This is a genomic window from Peribacillus psychrosaccharolyticus ATCC 23296, from assembly GCF_000305495.1.
GTDB classification, from domain to species: Bacteria; Bacillota; Bacilli; order Bacillales; family DSM-1321; genus Peribacillus; species Peribacillus psychrosaccharolyticus.
Genome location: NZ_AJTN02000231.1, coordinates 1 through 18,620, shown reverse-complemented (window position 1 = coordinate 18,620; position 18,620 = coordinate 1). Strand labels below are relative to the sequence as shown.

20 protein-coding genes and 1 pseudogene are annotated in these 18,620 nt (G+C 39.2%); 5 read left to right on the top strand and 16 right to left on the bottom strand.

The genetic code is table 11. The features are described from left to right. Window positions 1–293: VOC family protein (locus tag WYK_RS25015; protein ID WP_040375929.1), on the top strand; the 293-nt coding region annotated here is incomplete at its 5' end. A gap of 34 nt (window positions 294–327) precedes the next feature. Here the strand turns inward: WYK_RS25015 and WYK_RS18440 are convergent. Beyond that, window positions 328–1,326 (bottom strand): NAD(P)H-dependent flavin oxidoreductase, encoded by a 999-nt coding sequence (locus WYK_RS18440; protein ID WP_040375928.1) that lies wholly within the window; start codon window positions 1,324–1,326, stop codon window positions 328–330. Between the two features lie 221 nt (window positions 1,327–1,547). Between WYK_RS18440 and WYK_RS18435 the strand changes: the two genes are divergently transcribed. After that, entirely contained in the window at window positions 1,548–2,324 is a 777-nt protein-coding gene (locus WYK_RS18435; protein ID WP_040375927.1) for a class I SAM-dependent methyltransferase, read from the top strand. Between the two features lie 388 nt (window positions 2,325–2,712). Here WYK_RS18435 and WYK_RS18425 read toward each other — a convergent pair whose 3' ends face one another. Further along, on the bottom strand, window positions 2,713–3,465 hold the full coding sequence (locus WYK_RS18425; protein ID WP_040375925.1) for a Cof-type HAD-IIB family hydrolase: 753 nt from the start codon (window positions 3,463–3,465) through the stop codon (window positions 2,713–2,715). A gap of 131 nt (window positions 3,466–3,596) precedes the next feature. Further along, window positions 3,597–4,583, bottom strand: coding sequence for a cation diffusion facilitator family transporter (locus WYK_RS18420; protein ID WP_051387678.1), 987 nt, complete (start codon window positions 4,581–4,583; stop codon window positions 3,597–3,599). A gap of 225 nt (window positions 4,584–4,808) precedes the next feature. Between WYK_RS18420 and WYK_RS18415 the strand changes: the two genes are divergently transcribed. Continuing rightward, window positions 4,809–5,291 (top strand): ribonuclease H family protein, encoded by a 483-nt coding sequence (locus tag WYK_RS18415; RefSeq protein WP_051387673.1) that lies wholly within the window; start codon window positions 4,809–4,811, stop codon window positions 5,289–5,291. Then, window positions 5,246–5,458 (top strand): RNase H family protein, encoded by a 213-nt coding sequence (locus WYK_RS26405; protein WP_201769112.1) that lies wholly within the window; start codon window positions 5,246–5,248, stop codon window positions 5,456–5,458. The genes WYK_RS18415 and WYK_RS26405 overlap by 46 nt, the downstream gene beginning before the upstream one ends. Window positions 5,459–5,530: 72 nt before the next feature. On the opposite strand, the gene WYK_RS18410 is transcribed toward WYK_RS26405, so the two are convergent. The 3 genes and pseudogenes from WYK_RS18410 to msrA form a co-directional block, all read right to left on the bottom strand. Beyond that, window positions 5,531–6,283 carry a hypothetical protein gene (locus WYK_RS18410; protein ID WP_235782560.1) on the bottom strand — a complete coding sequence of 251 codons (753 nt, stop codon included), beginning with the start codon at window positions 6,281–6,283 and terminating at the stop codon, window positions 5,531–5,533. A 258-nt stretch (window positions 6,284–6,541) separates the two neighbouring features. Further along, the gene (locus WYK_RS18405; RefSeq protein ID WP_040375924.1) at window positions 6,542–8,257 is read right to left on the bottom strand and encodes an ABC transporter ATP-binding protein; all 1,716 of its coding nucleotides are present in this window, start codon (window positions 8,255–8,257) and stop codon (window positions 6,542–6,544) included. Window positions 8,258–8,536: 279 nt separating this feature from the next. Next, window positions 8,537–9,056 (bottom strand): annotated as a pseudogene (msrA, locus tag WYK_RS18400) (peptide-methionine (S)-S-oxide reductase MsrA). A gap of 227 nt (window positions 9,057–9,283) precedes the next feature. On the opposite strand from msrA, the gene WYK_RS18395 reads away from it, so the two are divergent. Beyond that, window positions 9,284–10,084 carry an AAC(3) family N-acetyltransferase gene (locus tag WYK_RS18395; protein ID WP_040375922.1) on the top strand — a complete coding sequence of 267 codons (801 nt, stop codon included), beginning with the start codon at window positions 9,284–9,286 and terminating at the stop codon, window positions 10,082–10,084. Between the two features lie 114 nt (window positions 10,085–10,198). Here WYK_RS18395 and WYK_RS18390 read toward each other — a convergent pair whose 3' ends face one another. The 10 genes from WYK_RS18390 to WYK_RS18345 form a co-directional block, all read right to left on the bottom strand. Further along, on the bottom strand, window positions 10,199–10,450 hold the full coding sequence (locus tag WYK_RS18390; protein ID WP_040375921.1) for a hypothetical protein: 252 nt from the start codon (window positions 10,448–10,450) through the stop codon (window positions 10,199–10,201). Beyond that, window positions 10,451–10,882: a hypothetical protein gene (locus WYK_RS18385; protein ID WP_040375920.1), complete on the bottom strand. Its 432-nt coding sequence runs from the start codon at window positions 10,880–10,882 to the stop codon at window positions 10,451–10,453. Between the two features lie 444 nt (window positions 10,883–11,326). Next, a complete protein-coding gene (locus tag WYK_RS18380) occupies window positions 11,327–12,340 on the bottom strand; it encodes a serine hydrolase domain-containing protein (RefSeq protein ID WP_040375919.1) in 1,014 nt (337 codons plus the stop codon). Window positions 12,341–12,385: 45 nt separating this feature from the next. Then, window positions 12,386–13,204 carry a ComEC/Rec2 family competence protein gene (locus WYK_RS18375; RefSeq protein WP_081704958.1) on the bottom strand — a complete coding sequence of 273 codons (819 nt, stop codon included), beginning with the start codon at window positions 13,202–13,204 and terminating at the stop codon, window positions 12,386–12,388. Between the two features lie 30 nt (window positions 13,205–13,234). After that, the gene (locus tag WYK_RS18370; protein ID WP_040375918.1) at window positions 13,235–13,624 is read right to left on the bottom strand and encodes a thiol-disulfide oxidoreductase DCC family protein; all 390 of its coding nucleotides are present in this window, start codon (window positions 13,622–13,624) and stop codon (window positions 13,235–13,237) included. A 137-nt stretch (window positions 13,625–13,761) separates the two neighbouring features. Continuing rightward, window positions 13,762–15,030: a LysM peptidoglycan-binding domain-containing protein gene (locus WYK_RS18365; RefSeq protein ID WP_040375917.1), complete on the bottom strand. Its 1,269-nt coding sequence runs from the start codon at window positions 15,028–15,030 to the stop codon at window positions 13,762–13,764. A 99-nt stretch (window positions 15,031–15,129) separates the two neighbouring features. Beyond that, complete coding sequence (locus WYK_RS18360) at window positions 15,130–16,233, bottom strand: AI-2E family transporter (protein ID WP_040375916.1); 1,104 nt, start codon at window positions 16,231–16,233, stop codon at window positions 15,130–15,132. A gap of 37 nt (window positions 16,234–16,270) precedes the next feature. Next, the gene (gene cls / locus WYK_RS18355; protein WP_040375915.1) at window positions 16,271–17,719 is read right to left on the bottom strand and encodes a cardiolipin synthase; all 1,449 of its coding nucleotides are present in this window, start codon (window positions 17,717–17,719) and stop codon (window positions 16,271–16,273) included. A gap of 246 nt (window positions 17,720–17,965) precedes the next feature. Continuing rightward, window positions 17,966–18,262, bottom strand: coding sequence for a rhodanese-like domain-containing protein (locus WYK_RS18350; RefSeq protein WP_040375914.1), 297 nt, complete (start codon window positions 18,260–18,262; stop codon window positions 17,966–17,968). Between the two features lie 27 nt (window positions 18,263–18,289). Continuing rightward, window positions 18,290–18,553 carry a metal-sensitive transcriptional regulator gene (locus tag WYK_RS18345; RefSeq protein WP_040375913.1) on the bottom strand — a complete coding sequence of 88 codons (264 nt, stop codon included), beginning with the start codon at window positions 18,551–18,553 and terminating at the stop codon, window positions 18,290–18,292. Between the last annotated feature and the right edge of the window lie 67 nt (window positions 18,554–18,620).

The following is an 18,620-nucleotide window of genomic DNA, read 5'->3' as shown; positions in this document are numbered from 1 at the left end:
AATGGGAGTCCGGAATCAGTTGGAAACAAGGAAACTCGTATCTAGTATTTGTTCAAACAGATGACCGTTTTATAGACAGCGGATACCATCGAGGAAGGATTGGCCTTAATCATCTAGCTTTTCATGGTGAGTCTAGGGAGCATGTTAATAAATTGTTCACGAAATTAAAGGAAAAAGGGATCCCTCTTTTATATGAAGAAAGATTTCCTTTTGCTGGCGGACCGAATCATTATGCTGTATTCTTCGAGGATCCTGATCGAATGAAGGTTGAAATTGCGGCTCCAAACGAATAAAAAAATGGACATCATGAATGTCCATTTAACGTATTTATTGGGAAACACTTGTTTTAACTTTCGCAGCCTGTTCATTTAACTTTGTCAAAGCCTCGTTATATTCTTGTTGAAGTGTTTTCACTATGCCTTCAACTGAATCAATTTTTTCGATGGCTCCTACACCATGACCAGCAGACCAGATATCCTTCCAAGCTTTTGCATCTGATTTTTGAGCCATACCATCGAAATTCACTTTTTCTTTTTTAACTAGTTGTTCTGGGTCAAGTCCATTGTTACGAATGCTCGGTTTTAACATATTACAGTTAACTCCTGAAAAGGCATCGGTTAGGATTATATCTTCAGGTCCTGATGTTACGAGCATTTCACGGTAAGCATCCGCAGCATAACTTTCTTCAGCTACAATAAAACGAGTCCCCATATAAGCAAGATCCGCACCAGCCGCTTGAGCGGCAAGAATTCCTTTTCCTGTAGATATCGAACCGGCAAGTAAAATGATTCCATCCCAGAATGTACGAACACTGTCTACAAAGGCAAATCCATTCAACTCACCAGCATGTCCCCCTGCACCCGCTGCAACAAGAATCAACCCATCTACGCCTGCTTCAGCTGCTTTTTTAGCAAACGGAATACTGCTAACATCTGAAAATACTAAGCCACCATAACTATGTACAATTTCGACAACATGTTTTGGAGAACCAAGTGAAGTGATAACAATTGGAGGCTGATGCTTGATTACCAGTTCTAACTCTTCTTGAAGACGGCTATAGGAACTATGGACCACCATATTCATCGCCCAGGGAGCCACTTTTTTAGCAGGATCCTTCAATTTTGCTTCTGCTAAACTGCTGCTGATGTCTCCCATCCATTCATCAAGGACCTCTATCGGCCTTGCATTTGGAGCTGGAAATGAGCCAGACACCCCATTCATACAACATGATTTAACCAACTCCGGTCCAGAAATTAAAAACATCGGAGCTGCGATAACCGGCAAAGCAAGCTCATTCCACCAAGCTTCAGGAATTGATTTTGTCATAGAAAGTTCCTCCTATTTCCAACTGAATTTTCAGACATATTCTACCTTATATTATCATACTTTTACATTCTATAATATTGATTTCTTCCTTTTTTAGGATAAACTACGTTCCATAAGGTAAACTTATGTTTACAAATAATAACTTTATCATTTCTTTAATTTTCAATGGGTGTACATTGTAATTAGAAGGTTTATCCACCTATTGAAATGAGGGATGTAAAATGGAGATTGATTTTCATAGTCCAAACAATCGAAGTACTTATACGACTCGAAACGCAGATAACTCTTGGGTTGCAGCCATCAAAAGCCTTGTGCCTATCGAGGATATTTCGAAAGCCATAGATATTGGGTGTGGTGGAGGGATTTATTCCAAGGCACTCTCCGATATGGGAGCATCTTCTGTTACGGCTGTCGATTTTTCCAAAGCTATTATCGAAGGAGCCAAAGAAAACTGTAAAGAATATAAAAACATATCGTTCAAACATGGACATGCATTGGAAACAGGCTTAAAGAGTAACGAATTCAATTTGTTGCTTGAAAGAGCACTCATCCATCATCTAAAGGATTTACCTGCCTGTTTTACGGAAGCTTATAGAATTTTGGAGCATGACGGTACTTACATTATTCAAGACCGTACTCCCGAAGATTGCCTAGTAAAAGGAAGTAATCGCCATATCAGAGGGTACTTTTTTGAATGCTTTCCCAAATTAATTGAGAAAGAAACAAACAGAAGACACGCCAGCTCATTTGTAATCGACTCTCTAAAAAAAGTCGGATTTAGAAAAATTGAAGAAGTCACGTTATGGGAAACGAGAAAAGTGTATGACAATAAGGCTAAATTACTTAGCGATTTACGCGAACGAACCGGAAGAAGTATTTTACACGAATTGGACGATCACGAATTAATACAATTACTAGCTCATATTGATGCGTCCATTTTAACGGATCATACCATCATTGAAGAAGATCGATGGACCATTTGGAAGGCAGTTAAATAAAAGAAAGACTCCTTTTTAAAAAGGAATCTCAGACTGTAGACAAACTCGGGTGAGATTTAAAATCGAGATGTTGATTTCCATTCCAGGCGCTTCGCTTTCCGCGGGCGGGCGGTGAGCCGCATCAATGCTTACGCTCTTGCGGGGTCTCACCTGTCCCGCTGTTCCCGCAGGAGTCTTCACGCCAACACTCCCATCAACTGACTTTCTAAATTTAAAGGTCAAAGGCCTATTTTTTTGAGGTAATAAGGAGTATTTTCGAAAACCAACTTGAAATGGTAACACTAGACCAGCTTGTTCCCGCTCAAAAAATCCAAAAGAGGTTCGGAATGAAACCATTCCGGACCCCTTTTGTCGACAAACTGAGACTCCTTATTAAAGGAGTCTTCCATTATTCAAGTACCCATTTATGTATGGCTTTGGCCACTCCATGTTCGATATTGGTCGCTGTTACCCAATCTGCCGTTTCTTTGACTATTTCTTGTGCATTTCCCATAGCCACACCAAATCCAGCCGACTTAATCATCGCAATATCATTTAGACTGTCACCTACGGCCATGACTTCATCCATTGTTAACCCGAGTTTTTCACAAACCACATCAATAGCTTTTGCTTTGTTTACGCCGACTGCATTTACTTCAATGTTTGTAGGACTTGAATTACTTACTTCTAGATTTCCCTTTTCTTTCAACTGACGAAGTATTTCATTACGAACCTGGTCATCTTCACTATCAAACCCAAACTTTAACCATTTTGAACCCGCAATGTCATCCGGCATTTCTCCGCGATAAACATGGTCGCAGCTCACTGCCCAGAAATGAGTCTTATAACTTTGTGATAGATCCCACATCCATTGAATCAGTTCTGTATCAACAATATTTTGTTCAATTAACTTTCCTTGTTCATTATAAATTTCACTGCCATTTACGGTAATTAAATAGGATGATAAATTCAATGATTTAGCATATTCACTACAAGTTGCATAGGCCCGTCCAGTACTCAACACAACATGTACACCTTTATTTTCTGCTTCAAGAATAGCTTGGCGGTTCTCTTCTGATACCTCATCATATTGATTCAATAAGGTTCCATCCATGTCAAGAGCGATTAATTTAATCTTAGCCTTAGGTTTAGTATCTGTCATATGTATTCCCCTTCCTGCTTAACGTTATGTGTACTTATATATGTGTACTTATACCTTATCAAATATAAACGATGATCCAAAATGATAAAGCTCAAGCAAACAACCTGAGGTAGATACCTCAGGCCGTTTCTTTAAACTTTTGGATCATCCTCTTTCAGAGTCTTTGAATCCTTCCAAGTAGTGAAGCCGTCATCTTGATCAAATTCAACAAGAACATCCGTTACGCCTTTTTCTTCAAGAATTGCCTTCACAAGCCGATCTTTTACCACGTCAGCTTGAGCAACCGTCATGGTTGCATCGAGTTCAACTTCCACCTCTACATGGAAATCTTCCCCCTCTTTCAAAACTGTGATTGCTTCAATATCACGTACATCTGGATCCTGCATCACCATATTTCCAATTTTAAATTGGATATCTGGATCAGCTTCTCCAAGTGCACCAGCTGCATTATCGAGAAATACCCGGCCTACAACATAAAACATCATTAGACCAATTAAAACGGATGCAATCCCTTCCGCTTGATTAAATGGAGTGAAATTAGCTAATAAAATAGCGATAATTGCCAAAACACCACCTGCAGTGGCTACGGAATCCTCCATAAAGACTAATTTTGTTGCGGGCTTTGCATTTTTATAGGCACCAAAACTCTTCGATATAATAGCAAAGCCTGATGCTTCTATATGTGTTTCATGCAGCACTTCTTTCATTGCCTTATACAGAACAAACCCTTCTAACAGTACAGCAATACCCAGTACCGTCAGATTGATAATAATCCCTTTCGATTCATTCGGATGTAAAATATGATGGAATCCTTCTTTGACTGTCTCATAAGACATAATTCCAACGATCAACACCGCACCAAGCAAGACAAGATTGACCAGCCTTCCAAAACCATTCGGAAAGCGTGCAGTTGGTGCTTTTTTACTAAGAGCTGAGCCAATAAAAACAAAGAACTGGTTCGCCGCATCACCGAGGCTGTGGAGCATTTCAGCGAACATAGCAACATTACCCGTTAAAAAGAAGGCAGTGGCTTTTAAAATCGAGATAATTCCGTTCACAATTCCTGCAATAAATGCAGACTTATTTCCTTGTCGTAAAAGTGCAAATAATTCTTTCATGTATTAATTCCTCTCTTTATCTTGGATATACTTTGATTACCCGCTTAGGGCCCCATTCTAACCTGCCTCAAAAAAATATGTATATCAACCTATTCTTTAACAAATAAATGAAATTTATACAACAGGATGACTTGATTATATCTAACCATCGACATCCTATACAACACAATTTTAACTTGTTATATGCTATATTGGTTAGACGAGAAAGTACTGGAGGCGAGGAAAATGGCTAAGAAGAAAATCTATGCCGTGAAAATTGGCAAAAAACCTGGCTTATATGAGACATGGGCTGAATGTAAAAAACAAATAGATGGCTATAGTGGAGCAGTTTATAAAGGTTTTACAACTAAAGCAGAAGCCGAACAATTTATTGGTAATAATTCTGCTTTTACAGTTGCTGCGGAAAAGCATGATAACTTCAACATCGATGAGTATATTCGTCTTCTCGATGATCAAACACTGGTTGCTTTTGTAGATGGAAGCTACAATAAACTCTCTAAAACGTACGGGTATGGCGTTGTGCTAATCAGCAAAAACAACCCACTAGAAACCCTTATGGGATCTGATAACCATATTGATTACGTGGAAACTCGCAATGTTGCTGGTGAAATAGATGGAGTAAAAAATGCAATCAGATATGGAATAGAAAAAGGCTATAAAAAATTGTTTTATTTTATGACTATATTGGGATTGAAAAATGGGCGATAGGTGACTGGAAAGCAAACGCTGCAATTTCAAAAGATTACATTGTATTTATTAATCAAATCAAACCATCCATTGAAATTGAATTTAGGAAAGTTAAAGCCCATTCAGGAATCATTTACAATGAGTTGGCTGATGAACTAGCTAAAAAATCACTTCAAAACAAAGCGTAGAGTAAGCTTGCAGGCGGTCGAGCCACCCTCGGTCGCTTTTTTGATTACATATAAAAACAGCCAAATGGCTGCTTAGTTGTTCTCAACTTTTTTTAATTTTGATGGGTTGTTCACTTTGTAACGAACTTCTTTACTAAATTTCTTGTCGACAATTTTCCCATCGAATTCGAGCTCGACGCCTTCTTCTAGTTCAAGCTTTTTCAGCGTTTTACTGTAGCCGCACCATGCATCACCAATATAAAGTTCTGCTTCACCTATGATTTTCACATTTTCAAATAAAACAACTTCATCTGTTTCTCCCGTAAAATGATTCATTTTTTCTGTAAACTCCTTAACGGATGCCGTGAAATGTACTTTTTCTTCAGGAAGCTCTAGCTTCGGCTTTGCAGGCGCTTTTTTTGCTTTTGCTTTTTTAACGACAGCCGGTTTTTCAACAGATGTTGCCTCTTCAGAAGTAGCCTTATCTGTCACTTCCTTCTTGGCAGAATACTCTGTAGATCCTCCACTTAATAACTCTTTAGCAAAACCAGCACTCTGCATCTCTTTTAAATACGCAGGGTGAATACATGTAAGTTCACCATCATCAAACTCCAAAACAATCGTATTAAACTGGCCATCAATGCCATATTCTTGATATCCCTTCAATGTCACCCGTTCTTCATGACGACCAGTTTTAAAAACCAGCTCCTTTTTAACAGAACGAGCCGTTAACAGTCCCCACTCCATTCCCTTCGCAAGATAATGATCCTCATCATTAAAGGTAAAGTAATCCCCTTGCGGTGGTATATAGTGAATATGATCTTTCTTATTCATCGTATCAGACACAAAAAACCCTCCTAAAAAACTCATACATCTATTTTAGCAAAGGTTAGACCATCTGCAAAACAATGCAGCATAATATCGTACAAAATAGGCTTTGTTCTCGAACTGCAGGTGTAATGATACCCATCTGGGTGTTTTTAACTCGTTTTGAGGTGCCAGACGGGATTATTCTTGATTTACAGTAAAAAAATTAGTTCATATCCCCCCCAGGTTCCTCGATTAATAGTCAAAAGCCAGCTTTATCCTAAAGCTGGCTTTTGACTATTTTTGAAATTGTACTTTGTGCAGGTTGGCGAAAACGCCGCCTTTTTTAATTAATTCATCATGTTTTCCTTGTTCTGCTATGCCGTCTTCTGTGACAACGACAATGCGGTCTGCATTCCGAATGGTTGCTAAACGGTGAGCGATGATGAGCGTTGTTCTGTTTTTTGCTAGTTCATTCAGTGCTTGTTGAATAACCATTTCTGTTTCTGTATCCAACGCAGACGTGGCTTCATCGAGTATTAAGATAGGTGGATTTTTCAAAAACATTCTTGCGATAGCAATCCGCTGTTTCTGTCCTCCTGATAGCTTTAAGCCTCGTTCTCCAATTTGTGTGGCGTATCCATCTGGAAGGCCTTCAATGAATGATTCTAAATGGGCCTTTTTTGCCGCTGCTTCGATTTGTTCATCGGTCGCATCAAGCATTCCATAAGCGATGTTTTCCTTTAATGTCCCTGTGAACAGAAACACATCCTGCTGTACTAATCCAATCTGTGAGCGCAGTGAGTGTTTCGTCATATCGCGGATATCAATGCCGTCGATGGTGATGCTTCCGCGGTCAACGTCATAAAAACGAGGAATCAAGGAGCAAATGGTTGTTTTACCTGCACCGGATGGACCGACAAAGGCTACTGTTTCCCCGGCATAGATTTGTAGATCAATATCTTTTAGAACGGTCTGTTGATTATCATATCCGAAGCTTACTTGATCAAAAATGATGTCGCCGTGCAATAAATCCATCCGAACCGCGTTCGGCTTATCTTGAACATCCGGCTCTACATCCAGCATCTCGGTGAACCGCTTAAACCCTGCCATCCCTTTTGGATATAGTTCCATAAGGGCACTGATTTTATCAACGGGTTTGAAGAGAACATTTACATATAAGACAAAACCGACAAGTTCTCCATTTGTCAGCTGGCCATGAAAGGTTAACCACGCTCCGACCACTAGAACTGCCAGTGTCATGAAACGGGTCATCATATAAATACCTGAAGAAGAAAAAGACATTACCTTATATCCGCCCAGCTTTGCAAGACGAAACTTTTTATTATTTTTTTCAAACAAAGCGATCTCATGATCTTCATTGGTAAAAGATTGAACAACGCGAGCTCCAGAAACACTGTCCTCGACTCTCGAATTAACATCAGCAATGTCACTGTACATCTGCTTCCAAGCTTTATTCATGCTTAGATTACTAAACACAATTAATATAATCAGGAAGGGAAGGATACAAACCGTCACTAAAGCTAACTTGACATTTATGGTCATCATAATCCAAAATGCACCGATGAAAGTCATGAATGCAATAAACAAATCCTCTGGGCCGTGATGGGCAAGTTCCCCAATATCAAATAAATCATTGGTTATCCGGCTCATGAGATGGCCGGTTTTGGTATTGTCAAAGAAACGAAATGACTGTTTCTGTACATGTTGAAACAGCTGCTGACGCATATCAGTTTCAATGTTAATTCCAAGTTTATGTCCCCAATAATTCACAATATATTGTAGAAGTGTACTGCATACATAAACGATTAATAAACCTATGCTGACCGACACGATCATCGTCCAATCGTCTCCGGGAATGAGCGTATCAATAAACCACTGCACAGCAAGGGGGAAAGCAAGTTCTAAAATGGCTACAATGATTGCACATGAAAAATCAATGATAAATAATCTTTTATGTGGCCTATAGTATGAAAAAAAACGTCCTATCATCTTGTTCTCCTTTTATTTGATTCTGAGGTACCACTAGAATTATAGTCATATACCGATAAATATTCAACCAATTCTGAAATTTAAATTTTTCTAAAAAGACAAACTCTGTTCATAGATTCTTAACATTTAAACCCTATACTTTAACCATGCTGTTAGAGTATCCATCTAACACATCTATCCCTTTATCTTTTTCTTTTTTTCCATCTCAATTCCGAGGTGGTTTTTTTAAAATCGTCGCAAAGTAAAGCCGCAGATAGAATACAATCTACGGCTTGGTTGTTACTTTCTCCAATTTTCTTTAATAAACTCATCCCGTCCGGACTGTTTGCGGTCTTCTTTATAATGTGCTGGATTTTTTTTGTGATAATCTTGATGATAGTCTTCCGCTGGATAGAAACTTGAAGCTGCTAGAATCTCAGTGACAATAGGCTTTTTAAAGACATTCGCAAGCCTAACTTTTTCTTTAGATTGCTGTGCAAGATTCTGTTGTTCTTCGGTATGATAGAAGATTGCTGTCCGATATTGAGGACCGCGATCTTGAAACTGACCGCCATCATCGGTTGGATCAATTTGCGGCCAATACAGTTCAAGAAGCTTCTCATATGGAAATAACTCTGGATTATATGTAATCTGAACAGCTTCGTAATGGCCAGTGGTTCCTTTTTTAACTTCTTCATAGGTTGGATTCTCGATATGACCGCCTGTATATCCTGAAATAATACCTTCAATGCCTGGCATTTCTTCAAAAGGACTCACCATACACCAAAAAACAGCCACCTGCAAACGTTGCTTTTTGCATTTATTTATTCCTCCTTAAACTATTTTTCTAGTATGGCTAATTATACGTTAGTAATAGGCAGCTTGCATAGCACTACCGTTTGAAATGAAAGAATGACCTATTAAAAATAATTAAGTCCACAAAGTTAAGAGTTTCTAAATTATTACATATTTTCATAATTCGCTCATACTTTTTATCTTTTATGATAAAATTATAGGTACCTTATCTATAGCTTAGGGGGTCATCTTGTGAAGTATATTTTTGAAAATACACCTGTTCCTCGAACACGACAATCTATTAAAACTGATTTGGAGGCACTTGGCGTTACCCCCGGTATGAATATACTTGTTCATTCCTCACTTTCTTCATTAGGGTGGACAAACGGCGGTGCCATTTCTGTCATTCAAGCATTGATGGACGTTGTAACCAATGATGGGACAATTATTATGCCTTCACAATCCACCGACTTGAGCGACCCTTCAGAATGGCAATATCCACCTGTACCTGAAGAATGGTGGCAAGAAATCCGTGATACAATGCCTGCTTTCCATCCAGCTTACACCCCTGTCAGGGGGATGGGGAAAATTGTCGAGGTCTTTAGACATTTCCCTGGTGTCAGCAGAAGTTCTCATCCTGCCTATTCGTTTGTGGCTTGGGGAAAAAACAAATCTATAATCCTTGCAGAGCACTCCCTAACTTTTGGTTTAGGTGAACAATCTCCTCTTGCAAGGTTGTACGAATTAGATGCAGTGGTTTTATTTATCGGGGTTGGTTACAACACGAATACTTGCTTTCATTTAGCAGAATACCGTACCCCCTCCCCAACAGTTATTACTAAAGCAGCTCCAATTACGGAAAATAACGAACGAGTTTGGAAGCTATACCAGGAACTTGATTTTCAAGAATATCACTTTGAGGAAATTGGCAGGGCATTTGAACGAGCATGTCCAGTCGTTTTAGGTAACATAGGCTCTGCCTCTTCCCGCCTGTTTTCGTTGAAAGAAGCTGTCGATTTTGCACAAAACTGGTTAACTACAAAGAATCTTTAGAAAAACTGGATAGAGGGGGGATTGAACTGCGAAGAATATTCTGGTCCATTGTACTGATTTTATCGATAACCATATTCCAAGCTACAACTAATACGACAATTGCAGGACTAGGATTTATTCAATGCCCCAAAGTCTTAGCTGAAAAAATGATTCCAAATCGATCGGTTGAAGAAAGTTCGGTAAACACACCTCGACTACATCTACTAAAGAATGAATGGATACCGCCTTCACCTGGCAAATCATCGATTCTCTCATTTTGGCTTGTCCCATATACACCTCCATTTGAGGATGCAGACCATCTTGAACCCCAAGTAATGCATAGCTTAATAATGAAGGTGAATGATCATTAAAAACCGATGGGATCATTTAGATCACATCGGTTTTCTTAATCCTAATCAACCCAAATGTTTGTCTGAATAAACAATACAACACGGCACTTAGAGGCAGGGTGGTGTAATCCAGCCATAATCCATTTTGGATAGGTTGGGAAGCTCGCACCCATGCTACGTAACAGAACATCGCCAACAACAGGGTAACCGCTAAATAATACATCCAGGGGCTATGCAGCCATTTGTAGGTGGAACTATTTGTTACTCCTTTAAACAAGAGTTCTGTAACCAAACAAGAAAGTACGATGATAAAGTACACCGATAAAACTTCGTTGATTGACAGGACTGTACCGATTTCAGAAGGAAAATAGTGGTTCGTCGCTGTGTTGGTAAGTATGAACAGAACAAATGTTACTAAACTCGTACTCCCTAAAAATTTCATGGTCTTAAATACTGGATATCTCTTCAACCGGTCCCCTCCATCACTTACATTATTTAACATTATCGTACGTGAAACCGAATTATATAACAAGGGGTAAGAGCAAAAAAATACCCAGTTTGTAGACAAAAGAGGTTCGGAATGGTTTCATTCCGAACCTCTTTTGGATTTTTTGAGCGGGAACAAGCTGGTCTAGTGTTACCATTTCAAGTGGTTTTCGAAAATACTCCTTATTACCTCAAAAAAATAGGCCTTTGACCTTTAAATTCAGAAAGTCAGTTGATGGGAGTGTTGGCGTGAAGACTCCTGCGGGAACAGCGGGACAGGTGAGACCCCGCAGGAGCGTAAGCATTGATGCGGCTCACCGCCCGCCCGCGGAAAGCGAAGCGCCTGGAATGGAAATCAACATCTCGATTTTAAATCTCACCCGAGTTTGTCTACAGTCTGAAATACCCAGTTTCCTGGGTATTCATTTTAGAGGCACCGTATTAAGGTATCGCCAAACGATCGGATATCCTCCAAATAATCATACTCCGGAGGTGAACCAAAACTGTTAAGCATTCTAACTGCCACCAGATTATGTTCTGGCACCACTAACAGTGCTGTATTCGTATAACCGAGAATTTGATAAGAACCAGCAGGTACCTGGCTGCCTATTTCTGTTTTTAAGGCTTGATGCTCTTTCACGAACCATAAGAAGCCATTTTGGGGAGAATTCCTATCTTCAAAATTTGGACTTTGAACTGAGACTGCTAATTCAATGACTTCCTTTGGAACAATCGTCTTCCCGTTTATCACGCCCTGATTCAAATGGAGATATCCAAAAAGAGCTAGTTCACGTGCAGAAACATACATATTCATTTTATCGCCATCGATACTATCGCTTGTATACCATGATGGATCATTTGGGTTCTGTAAAATAACCTCTACAAGTTGATTATGTTTTGTTGCATACCAGCCGGTTTCTTTAAAATCAAGTGGTGCAATAATTAATGTTTGTATTAATTCTGCAACTGTTTTCCCTGTCGTTTCTTTAATAATTTGGGTCAGCCACTCGATACCAACTCCTCGATAAGCCCAAGTACCAACTGGAAACTCCCTGATGAGGCTGTTGTCTTTCTTGGTCAGTCCATGTGTATGTGTTATAAGATGCCGAATAGTGACCCCTGCTGTAAGTTCGCTGCTAAGCATCGGCAAATAACGAACAACGGGATCATCTATTGAAGAAATAGAGCCGGTATAAACCGCATACGCAGCCGCTAAACCAATATATGTTTTTCGTACGGAGGCAACATGGAATTGAGTATCTGCTTGCACCTTTCTTGCCTGGTCAGCTAAAGACTGTCTACCAAAATAATCCTCAAGAACGACCTGATCATTCAGGATGACCATACAGGCTCCCCCTGAACAAACAACAGAGTCAGCTGTATGTTTTACATGCTTTTTTAATTCGGTAAATTGATTGGTTAGTTTTTTCGTAAGTACCATCTTATACTCCCTTCACAATAGAAGGAGAAAACGTTTGTCTAAGAATTATTGTTTGACCTCTATCTTCTCTCCGTCACTGGACACATAGATATTTCCTTGCCGTGTTGTATATACCGTACTGCCTAACCTTGTTAATGCATCCACAACCTCTTCTTCTTCAGGATTTTTATCTGAAGAGGTAATGACTGCATATTTTGGTTTTACCAAGGTAAAGAATTCCCTGCTTTTTGAATTGTATCTGCCATGATGCGGAACTTTCAAGAAAGTATGAGCTAAATTCCCTTGTTCAATCAATTCTTGCAGTCGAATTTCTTCAGCGTCCCCTGCCAGTAAAAAGCTATTTTTCCCATACTTAATACTAACAATCAGTGAGTAATCGTTATCTCCCTTATAGCTTACTTGCTTTGGAGGATAAATCGTAAAATCTGCATCACCCGCTTCTAGGGAAAACTCATCTGTCAGCGTGATTGGTGTTAGCTGCTTGTCAGCGAGTGCTGCTGTGAATTCTTGATATTGGTTACTGTTACTCTGATAATCTGGTGTAATTACCTGAGAGACCTTAATATGATTCAAGAGTATATCCGCTCCTCCCACATGATCTTTGTCAAAATGGGTGATAATCATATAGTCAATCTGGTCAATCTTGCTATCTTTCAAAAACTGCAGAATTTCTTCTCCATCTTCCTCTTCACCACTGTCGACAAGTACCGTTTTATTGCCAACGGTTATCACCATACTATCGGCTTTGCCTATTTTTAATACAGCCAATTCCAACTTCTCCGCATCTACTCCTGCTATAGAGGATGAACAACCACAAAGACATAGCAGCAGAAAAGCAATGCCTGTAAGCATAATTCGTCTCATTTTACGTACACAACCCCAATTTTTTTATCACTATAAAAATCTTTTGCGCATTTCTGGTGTTGGCAAGGTACATTGATCTTTTTTTCCAAACCACTTGTAGCGATTCTTTGCCAAGATATTATAAAAAAAATCCCGAATCGGATACGGAACAAGGATAAATATAAATAGCAGCTTCCAAGCCCCTTGCAGATGCCTGCAAATGCGCAAAGCCGCCGATGATTTCAGGTAATACGTATCATTTTCAATTAATATAATGCTGTCGATGGAAGCAGGTGCATGATACTTCTCTATCATTTTTTGTCCTGCTTCGCCTTGCTGAGAGGTAAAGGAAAAAATCGCCTCAGGATCACGCTTAATAATAAACTGAACGCTTTTATCACAAAAATTACATTCACCATCAAATAATATAATCCTTTTCACGTGCTCACATCCTTCAGTTTCTTCTATCAAGAGTGTATCATAATCCAACAAAACAGCGTAATAATTGAATGCAGTCAACCAAGGCTAATTTCAAACAAAAAAGGCTGTTGAGCGTTCTCAACAGCCTGCCTTAGAAATTAAAGTCCTTTTCTGATTAATAGGTTACGCTCTACATACGCCCAGTTTTGCGGGAAGGCAAGCCCTATGTGCCAGTATGTTACGCCAGCTAAATCATAGGCGTCAATCAGCTGATACTTAGCAGTAAAACTTCTTATGTCTTCAAACCAGACACTATGTTGTGCCTGCTCAGCATAATATCGATAATTAGGCGAAGCTGCCGCTTGATCATACAAGATAGCACTGCCCACTTTAATCGCCCGATTCTGAGCACTAAGTGCAGATAAAGCTGTTGTCTTGTTACTGGAGATGACTTTATCATAGCCGTATAAAGGAAACGCTGACTGCAGCTTTTCAATAGGAATAACGCTGCGGGCATAGCGTATCACCTGTGCCATCCACCATAATGGGGCAATAGGTTCCGGCGGACCGGTAGGATAGCCATAGTCGATTGTCATAACAGCAACTAAGTCGGCAACTTTACCAATCTCTTGATAATTGTGCCCGCCTACGATCCGGTTCGTAGGATTGTCTTCTGTTTTAGCATGGACATTGACATGAAGAATTTTCTCCTGCAGGCCCCTTTTTAACTGTCGCAAAAAGAGAACAAAATCCGCCCGTCGTGCCGGTGGTATAAATTCCATATCGACGCTTACACCGCCATATCCTTTCTCCTTAACGAATTTCAATAAACTGTTCACGAGCCGATCTCGGGTCTGCTTACTCGCCAAAACATCTCCTGCAAGTTTCTCGTTAAAATCGCCATTTTCATAATTGCGGACCATCAAAAGTGGAATGACATCCAATTGCAGGGCCTTTTTAATCAAAGGTTCATCATTACCTTCGATAAAGGCATTCCCCTCTGTGGTAAATGAATAAGCCACGATGGCGAGTAAGGTTAGATGTTCAGCATTTTCACTGAACGAAGTAAGGACGCTTTCACCAGCGGCAGGGAAAGCAAAAGCAAGTGTGGTCAGTTCCAACTTAAAGGACGAAATAATTTCAAGCCGCTGACCTGTGATGAGTTGTTTTGGGTCAATCCCCGGATTCGTCTTTAGTATATCTGAGACAGATACGTCAAATTTTTCAGCAATTTTTGCCAGAGTATCATTAGGCTGAAACAGATAAATTCTCGTAAACAATTCTTTCTCAGGGATATACAACGCTAGTCCCGGGACCAGTACACCTGACTGCAGACCATTTACGTCCATAATTTCGGATACATCTGTATCGTATCTTTTACTTATTGACCACAATGATTCTCCCTGTTGGACAACATGAATGGCCATTTCCCCACACCCTTCCTACCCTTGCTTACAGGATATGGGGATCATGCTTATCCTTAGAACAAATTTTCAATAGTTTCATACTGTTTCTACTTCTATTTATTAAATATCTTCAATTTCCGAGCGTCTTCTAATCTTGATAAATTTAACGATATTTAACACAATGGTTTTCGTCACAGAATAAGTCGGTATGGCAAGAATCATTCCCATAATCCCAGCTATATTACCTGCAACCAAAAGAACAATTATGATTGTAAGTGGATGTGTATTCAACTTTTTACCGATAACAAGCGGCGAAATGATGTTTCCGTCAAGCTGTTGGACAACCACGATGACAATGATGACGAAGACGGCCTCCATAGGCGACTGGAATAAAGCGACAATGACTGCAGGAGCAGCGCCAATGAATGGTCCAACGTACGGAATGATATTGGTTACAGCACCTATTAAAGCAAGAACCAGTGCATATGGCATATCGATAATAAGATATCCAATAAACGTAGTTAATCCTACAAACAGACAAACCAATGCTTGTCCTTGAATATAAGTAGACAACGTCTCTCCTGTTTCTGATAAGATCGTCAAACCTTGTGTCCGGTAATTAATCGGAATAAAACGAGAAATAGCATGCGGAAGTTTATGTCCATCCTTCAGCATATAAAAGAGCATGAACGGGACAGTTACAACTGTCAAAGTAACATTCGTCACAACGCTGAATACGGAAGAAAGACTGTTTGTAATATCCGTTGGTAAATTAGACGTATAGTCTAACAGCGAGGCTTCGATTTTATCAAATGAAACATAATCTTGGGATAATGCCCATTTATATTGCTTAGAATGCGATAAATCATCCAAAAATTCACGAACTTCAACGATGTAATTAGGTAAATTTGTAAAAAGATCTGCAACCTGTTTAGATAATGCGGGTCCCACCAAAGCTCCGAACAGTGTTACTACCCCAACCGCCAACAAATAGATAATCAATATGGCGATTCCTTTCGGTAATCTTCTGCCAGTCAAAAACGTTACGACCGGATGAAAGATAAAGTATAAAAAACCTGAAATTAACACAGGAAAGAATAACGTCGAAATGAATACAACGATTGGTTCGAAGAAAAAGGATATCTTTGTACATACCAAAATTAATAATGAAATCATTAATAATTCAAATGTCCAAAAATGCAGTTTTGATTTAAATTTAAACATCGGTTCTCCTCCGCTCCCTTAAAGGGAACTATTCTTTTTATAATATGGGTGATAATAGTCTTGATAGTGATTCTTTAATTCGAATCCACAAAGATCGCTTTCCATACTCACTTTGTGTCAGAATCCTTGAAACCTTTATATCATCAAAAAATGCTTCAGTCAGTTTCACAGCAATCTCCTCATCATAAATAAAGGCATTTACTTCAAAATTAAGTTTAAAACTTCTTACGTCAATATTCGCTGTTCCAACTGAAGAAACTTCGCTATCAACGACAATCGTTTTAGAATGGATAAAGCCATTGTCATATATATAGACAACAGCCCCTGCATCCAGCATGGCACCAATATACGATAACGTTGCCCAATAAACAAAAATATGATCTGGTTTATTAGGAATCATGATGCTGACTTTAATACCGGAAATCGATGCGATGCGGAGTGCATCCAATAAACTCGCATCCGGAATAAAATAAGGAGTTTGAATAAGTATGGATTTTTTTGCAGATAAAATTAACTTTATATATCCATTTTTAATTTGTTCCCATTCTGAGTCAGGGCCGCTTGTAACAATTTGCATGCCCGTACTGCCTGTACTTTTTTTGCGGGGAAATAGATGTGCTTGATAGGAAATATCCTGCGTATTCGACGCTTGGTTCCAATCGAGAATAAACCGCGTTTGGATAGCCAGGACTGCTGATCCCCGAATTCTTAAATGTGTATCACGCCAATAACCAAATTTCGGGTTGATTCCGAGGTACTCATCCCCGACATTAAAGCCTCCAAGATAACCAATTTCACCATCGATAATCACTAATTTACGATGATTTCGAAAATTAATTCTAAGATTTAAGAGTGGAAGTTTTGATGGAAAGAAAACTTCCACTTGACCGCCGGCCTCCCTAAATTCCTTAAAAAAACGTTTCGTAAGACTGCGTGAACCTAATTCATCATAAAGAATTCTAACGGTTAAGCCTTCCTTCGCCTTTTTCGTTAAAAGCCTAATAAATGCTTTACCTAGATTGTCATTCTTAATTATATAATATTGAATATGTATATGATCCTTCGCTTCTTCAATATCTTTAAACAGACGGTCAAACTTTTGCTTTCCATCTGTAAAAATATCAACATGATTATTTTCTGTCAAAACAGACTCATTACCTCGTAAATGCATATAAATCAAATCTTGATTATCATAGGTTGATTTATTACGGAATTCAAATTCATTAAAGGCGAGCTGTTCTAATTGTCTTTTCAAAATCGGTTCGATGCCTATTTTCTCTCGATCTTCCCATTCAAATAACCGATGCTTTCGTAAACTTTTCCCAAAAAGGAGATAGAGACAAAAGCCTACAACTGGCAGAAAAAACAGAACAAGCAGCCAAGCCCAAGACGCACCTGCATCTCTACGTTCCCAAAAAATCACCAGAAGAGCTAGTAGAATATTTACTACCGTGATTAAACCTAATAAAATTGTAATTACATCCATTCAATACCCTCACAAACCCTATTAATACTCGAGGTTACTTTCTGTACCGTCGAGGAATTGTTTATTACATCCTGTGTAGACATATGTATCCTATCATAAGAATACCATGATTTTCAGGAGATAAAAAGAAAACAACCTTTAGAAAGGCCCCCTTTTAACTAAGGTTCCCTTTCCAAAACCGACTATACCAGACGGGTTCTATATAATGAAAGCCCCCACAAAAGTTGTGGGGGCAAAGGGGTATTATTATTCAAGCATACCAGCCCAAGCAAGCATGCCGCCTTTCATGTTTTTCACAATGAAACCTTGATCAAGTAAGAACTGTGCAGCTTGCCCGCTTCGAGCGCCCGAGCGGCACACAAGGATGTACTCATGTCTCTTATCAAGATCTTGTTTTTTAAATTCCAATAGTCCAAGTGGTATATTTAAAGCACCGGGTATTTTTCCTTCTGCCGCTTCCGCTGCTTCCCGTACATCGATAATATCTAGAACTTCTTCTTTATTTAAACGAACAGCTACTTCATCTGGTGTAATAGTTTGCATGATTCCATCCTCCTGATTACACGTAGGTCATCTGCTTTTTACAAGCAGATTCACTGCTTCATTTACTAATGCTTCCGGATCTTTGTCGCCTTTTGCGTTAGCTTCCCGTACACATTCAACAAGGTTAGTAGAAACAATTACCCCAATGCTCCGATCAATCGCAGAACGAGCAGCTGAAAGCTGTGTTACTACATCCTTACAATTTTGTCCGTCTTCAAGCATTTTCTGAATACCTCGAAGCTGGCCTTCAATCCGTTTAATCCTATTTTTCATATCATTTTCGTAATGCATTTTTTTATGCCTCCTTCTCCAATTTATGAACACGAGCAATCTGTTAACGTATAGCCTAGCACTTTAA

What these genes read in the sequence shown, in the direction of transcription:
- WYK_RS18360 (WP_040375916.1), bottom strand. Translation starts at nt 16,233, where the DNA reads ATGTTTAAATTTAAATCAAAACTGCATTTTTGGACATTTGAATTATTA.
- WYK_RS18420 (WP_051387678.1), bottom strand. Translation starts at nt 4,583, where the DNA reads ATGAAAGAATTATTTGCACTTTTACGACAAGGAAATAAGTCTGCATTT.
- WYK_RS18415 (WP_051387673.1), top strand. Translation starts at nt 4,809, where the DNA reads ATGGCTAAGAAGAAAATCTATGCCGTGAAAATTGGCAAAAAACCTGGC.
- WYK_RS18375 (WP_081704958.1), bottom strand. Translation starts at nt 13,204, where the DNA reads ATGAGACGAATTATGCTTACAGGCATTGCTTTTCTGCTGCTATGTCTT.
- WYK_RS18440 (WP_040375928.1), bottom strand. Translation starts at nt 1,326, where the DNA reads ATGACAAAATCAATTCCTGAAGCTTGGTGGAATGAGCTTGCTTTGCCG.
- WYK_RS18425 (WP_040375925.1), bottom strand. Translation starts at nt 3,465, where the DNA reads ATGACAGATACTAAACCTAAGGCTAAGATTAAATTAATCGCTCTTGAC.
- WYK_RS18380 (WP_040375919.1), bottom strand. Translation starts at nt 12,340, where the DNA reads ATGGTACTTACGAAAAAACTAACCAATCAATTTACCGAATTAAAAAAG.
- WYK_RS18390 (WP_040375921.1), bottom strand. Translation starts at nt 10,450, where the DNA reads ATGATCCCATCGGTTTTTAATGATCATTCACCTTCATTATTAAGCTAT.
- WYK_RS18345 (WP_040375913.1), bottom strand. Translation starts at nt 18,553, where the DNA reads ATGCATTACGAAAATGATATGAAAAATAGGATTAAACGGATTGAAGGC.
- WYK_RS18350 (WP_040375914.1), bottom strand. Translation starts at nt 18,262, where the DNA reads ATGCAAACTATTACACCAGATGAAGTAGCTGTTCGTTTAAATAAAGAA.
- cls (WP_040375915.1), bottom strand. Translation starts at nt 17,719, where the DNA reads ATGGATGTAATTACAATTTTATTAGGTTTAATCACGGTAGTAAATATT.
- WYK_RS18435 (WP_040375927.1), top strand. Translation starts at nt 1,548, where the DNA reads ATGGAGATTGATTTTCATAGTCCAAACAATCGAAGTACTTATACGACT.
- WYK_RS18405 (WP_040375924.1), bottom strand. Translation starts at nt 8,257, where the DNA reads ATGATAGGACGTTTTTTTTCATACTATAGGCCACATAAAAGATTATTT.
- WYK_RS18365 (WP_040375917.1), bottom strand. Translation starts at nt 15,030, where the DNA reads ATGGCCATTCATGTTGTCCAACAGGGAGAATCATTGTGGTCAATAAGT.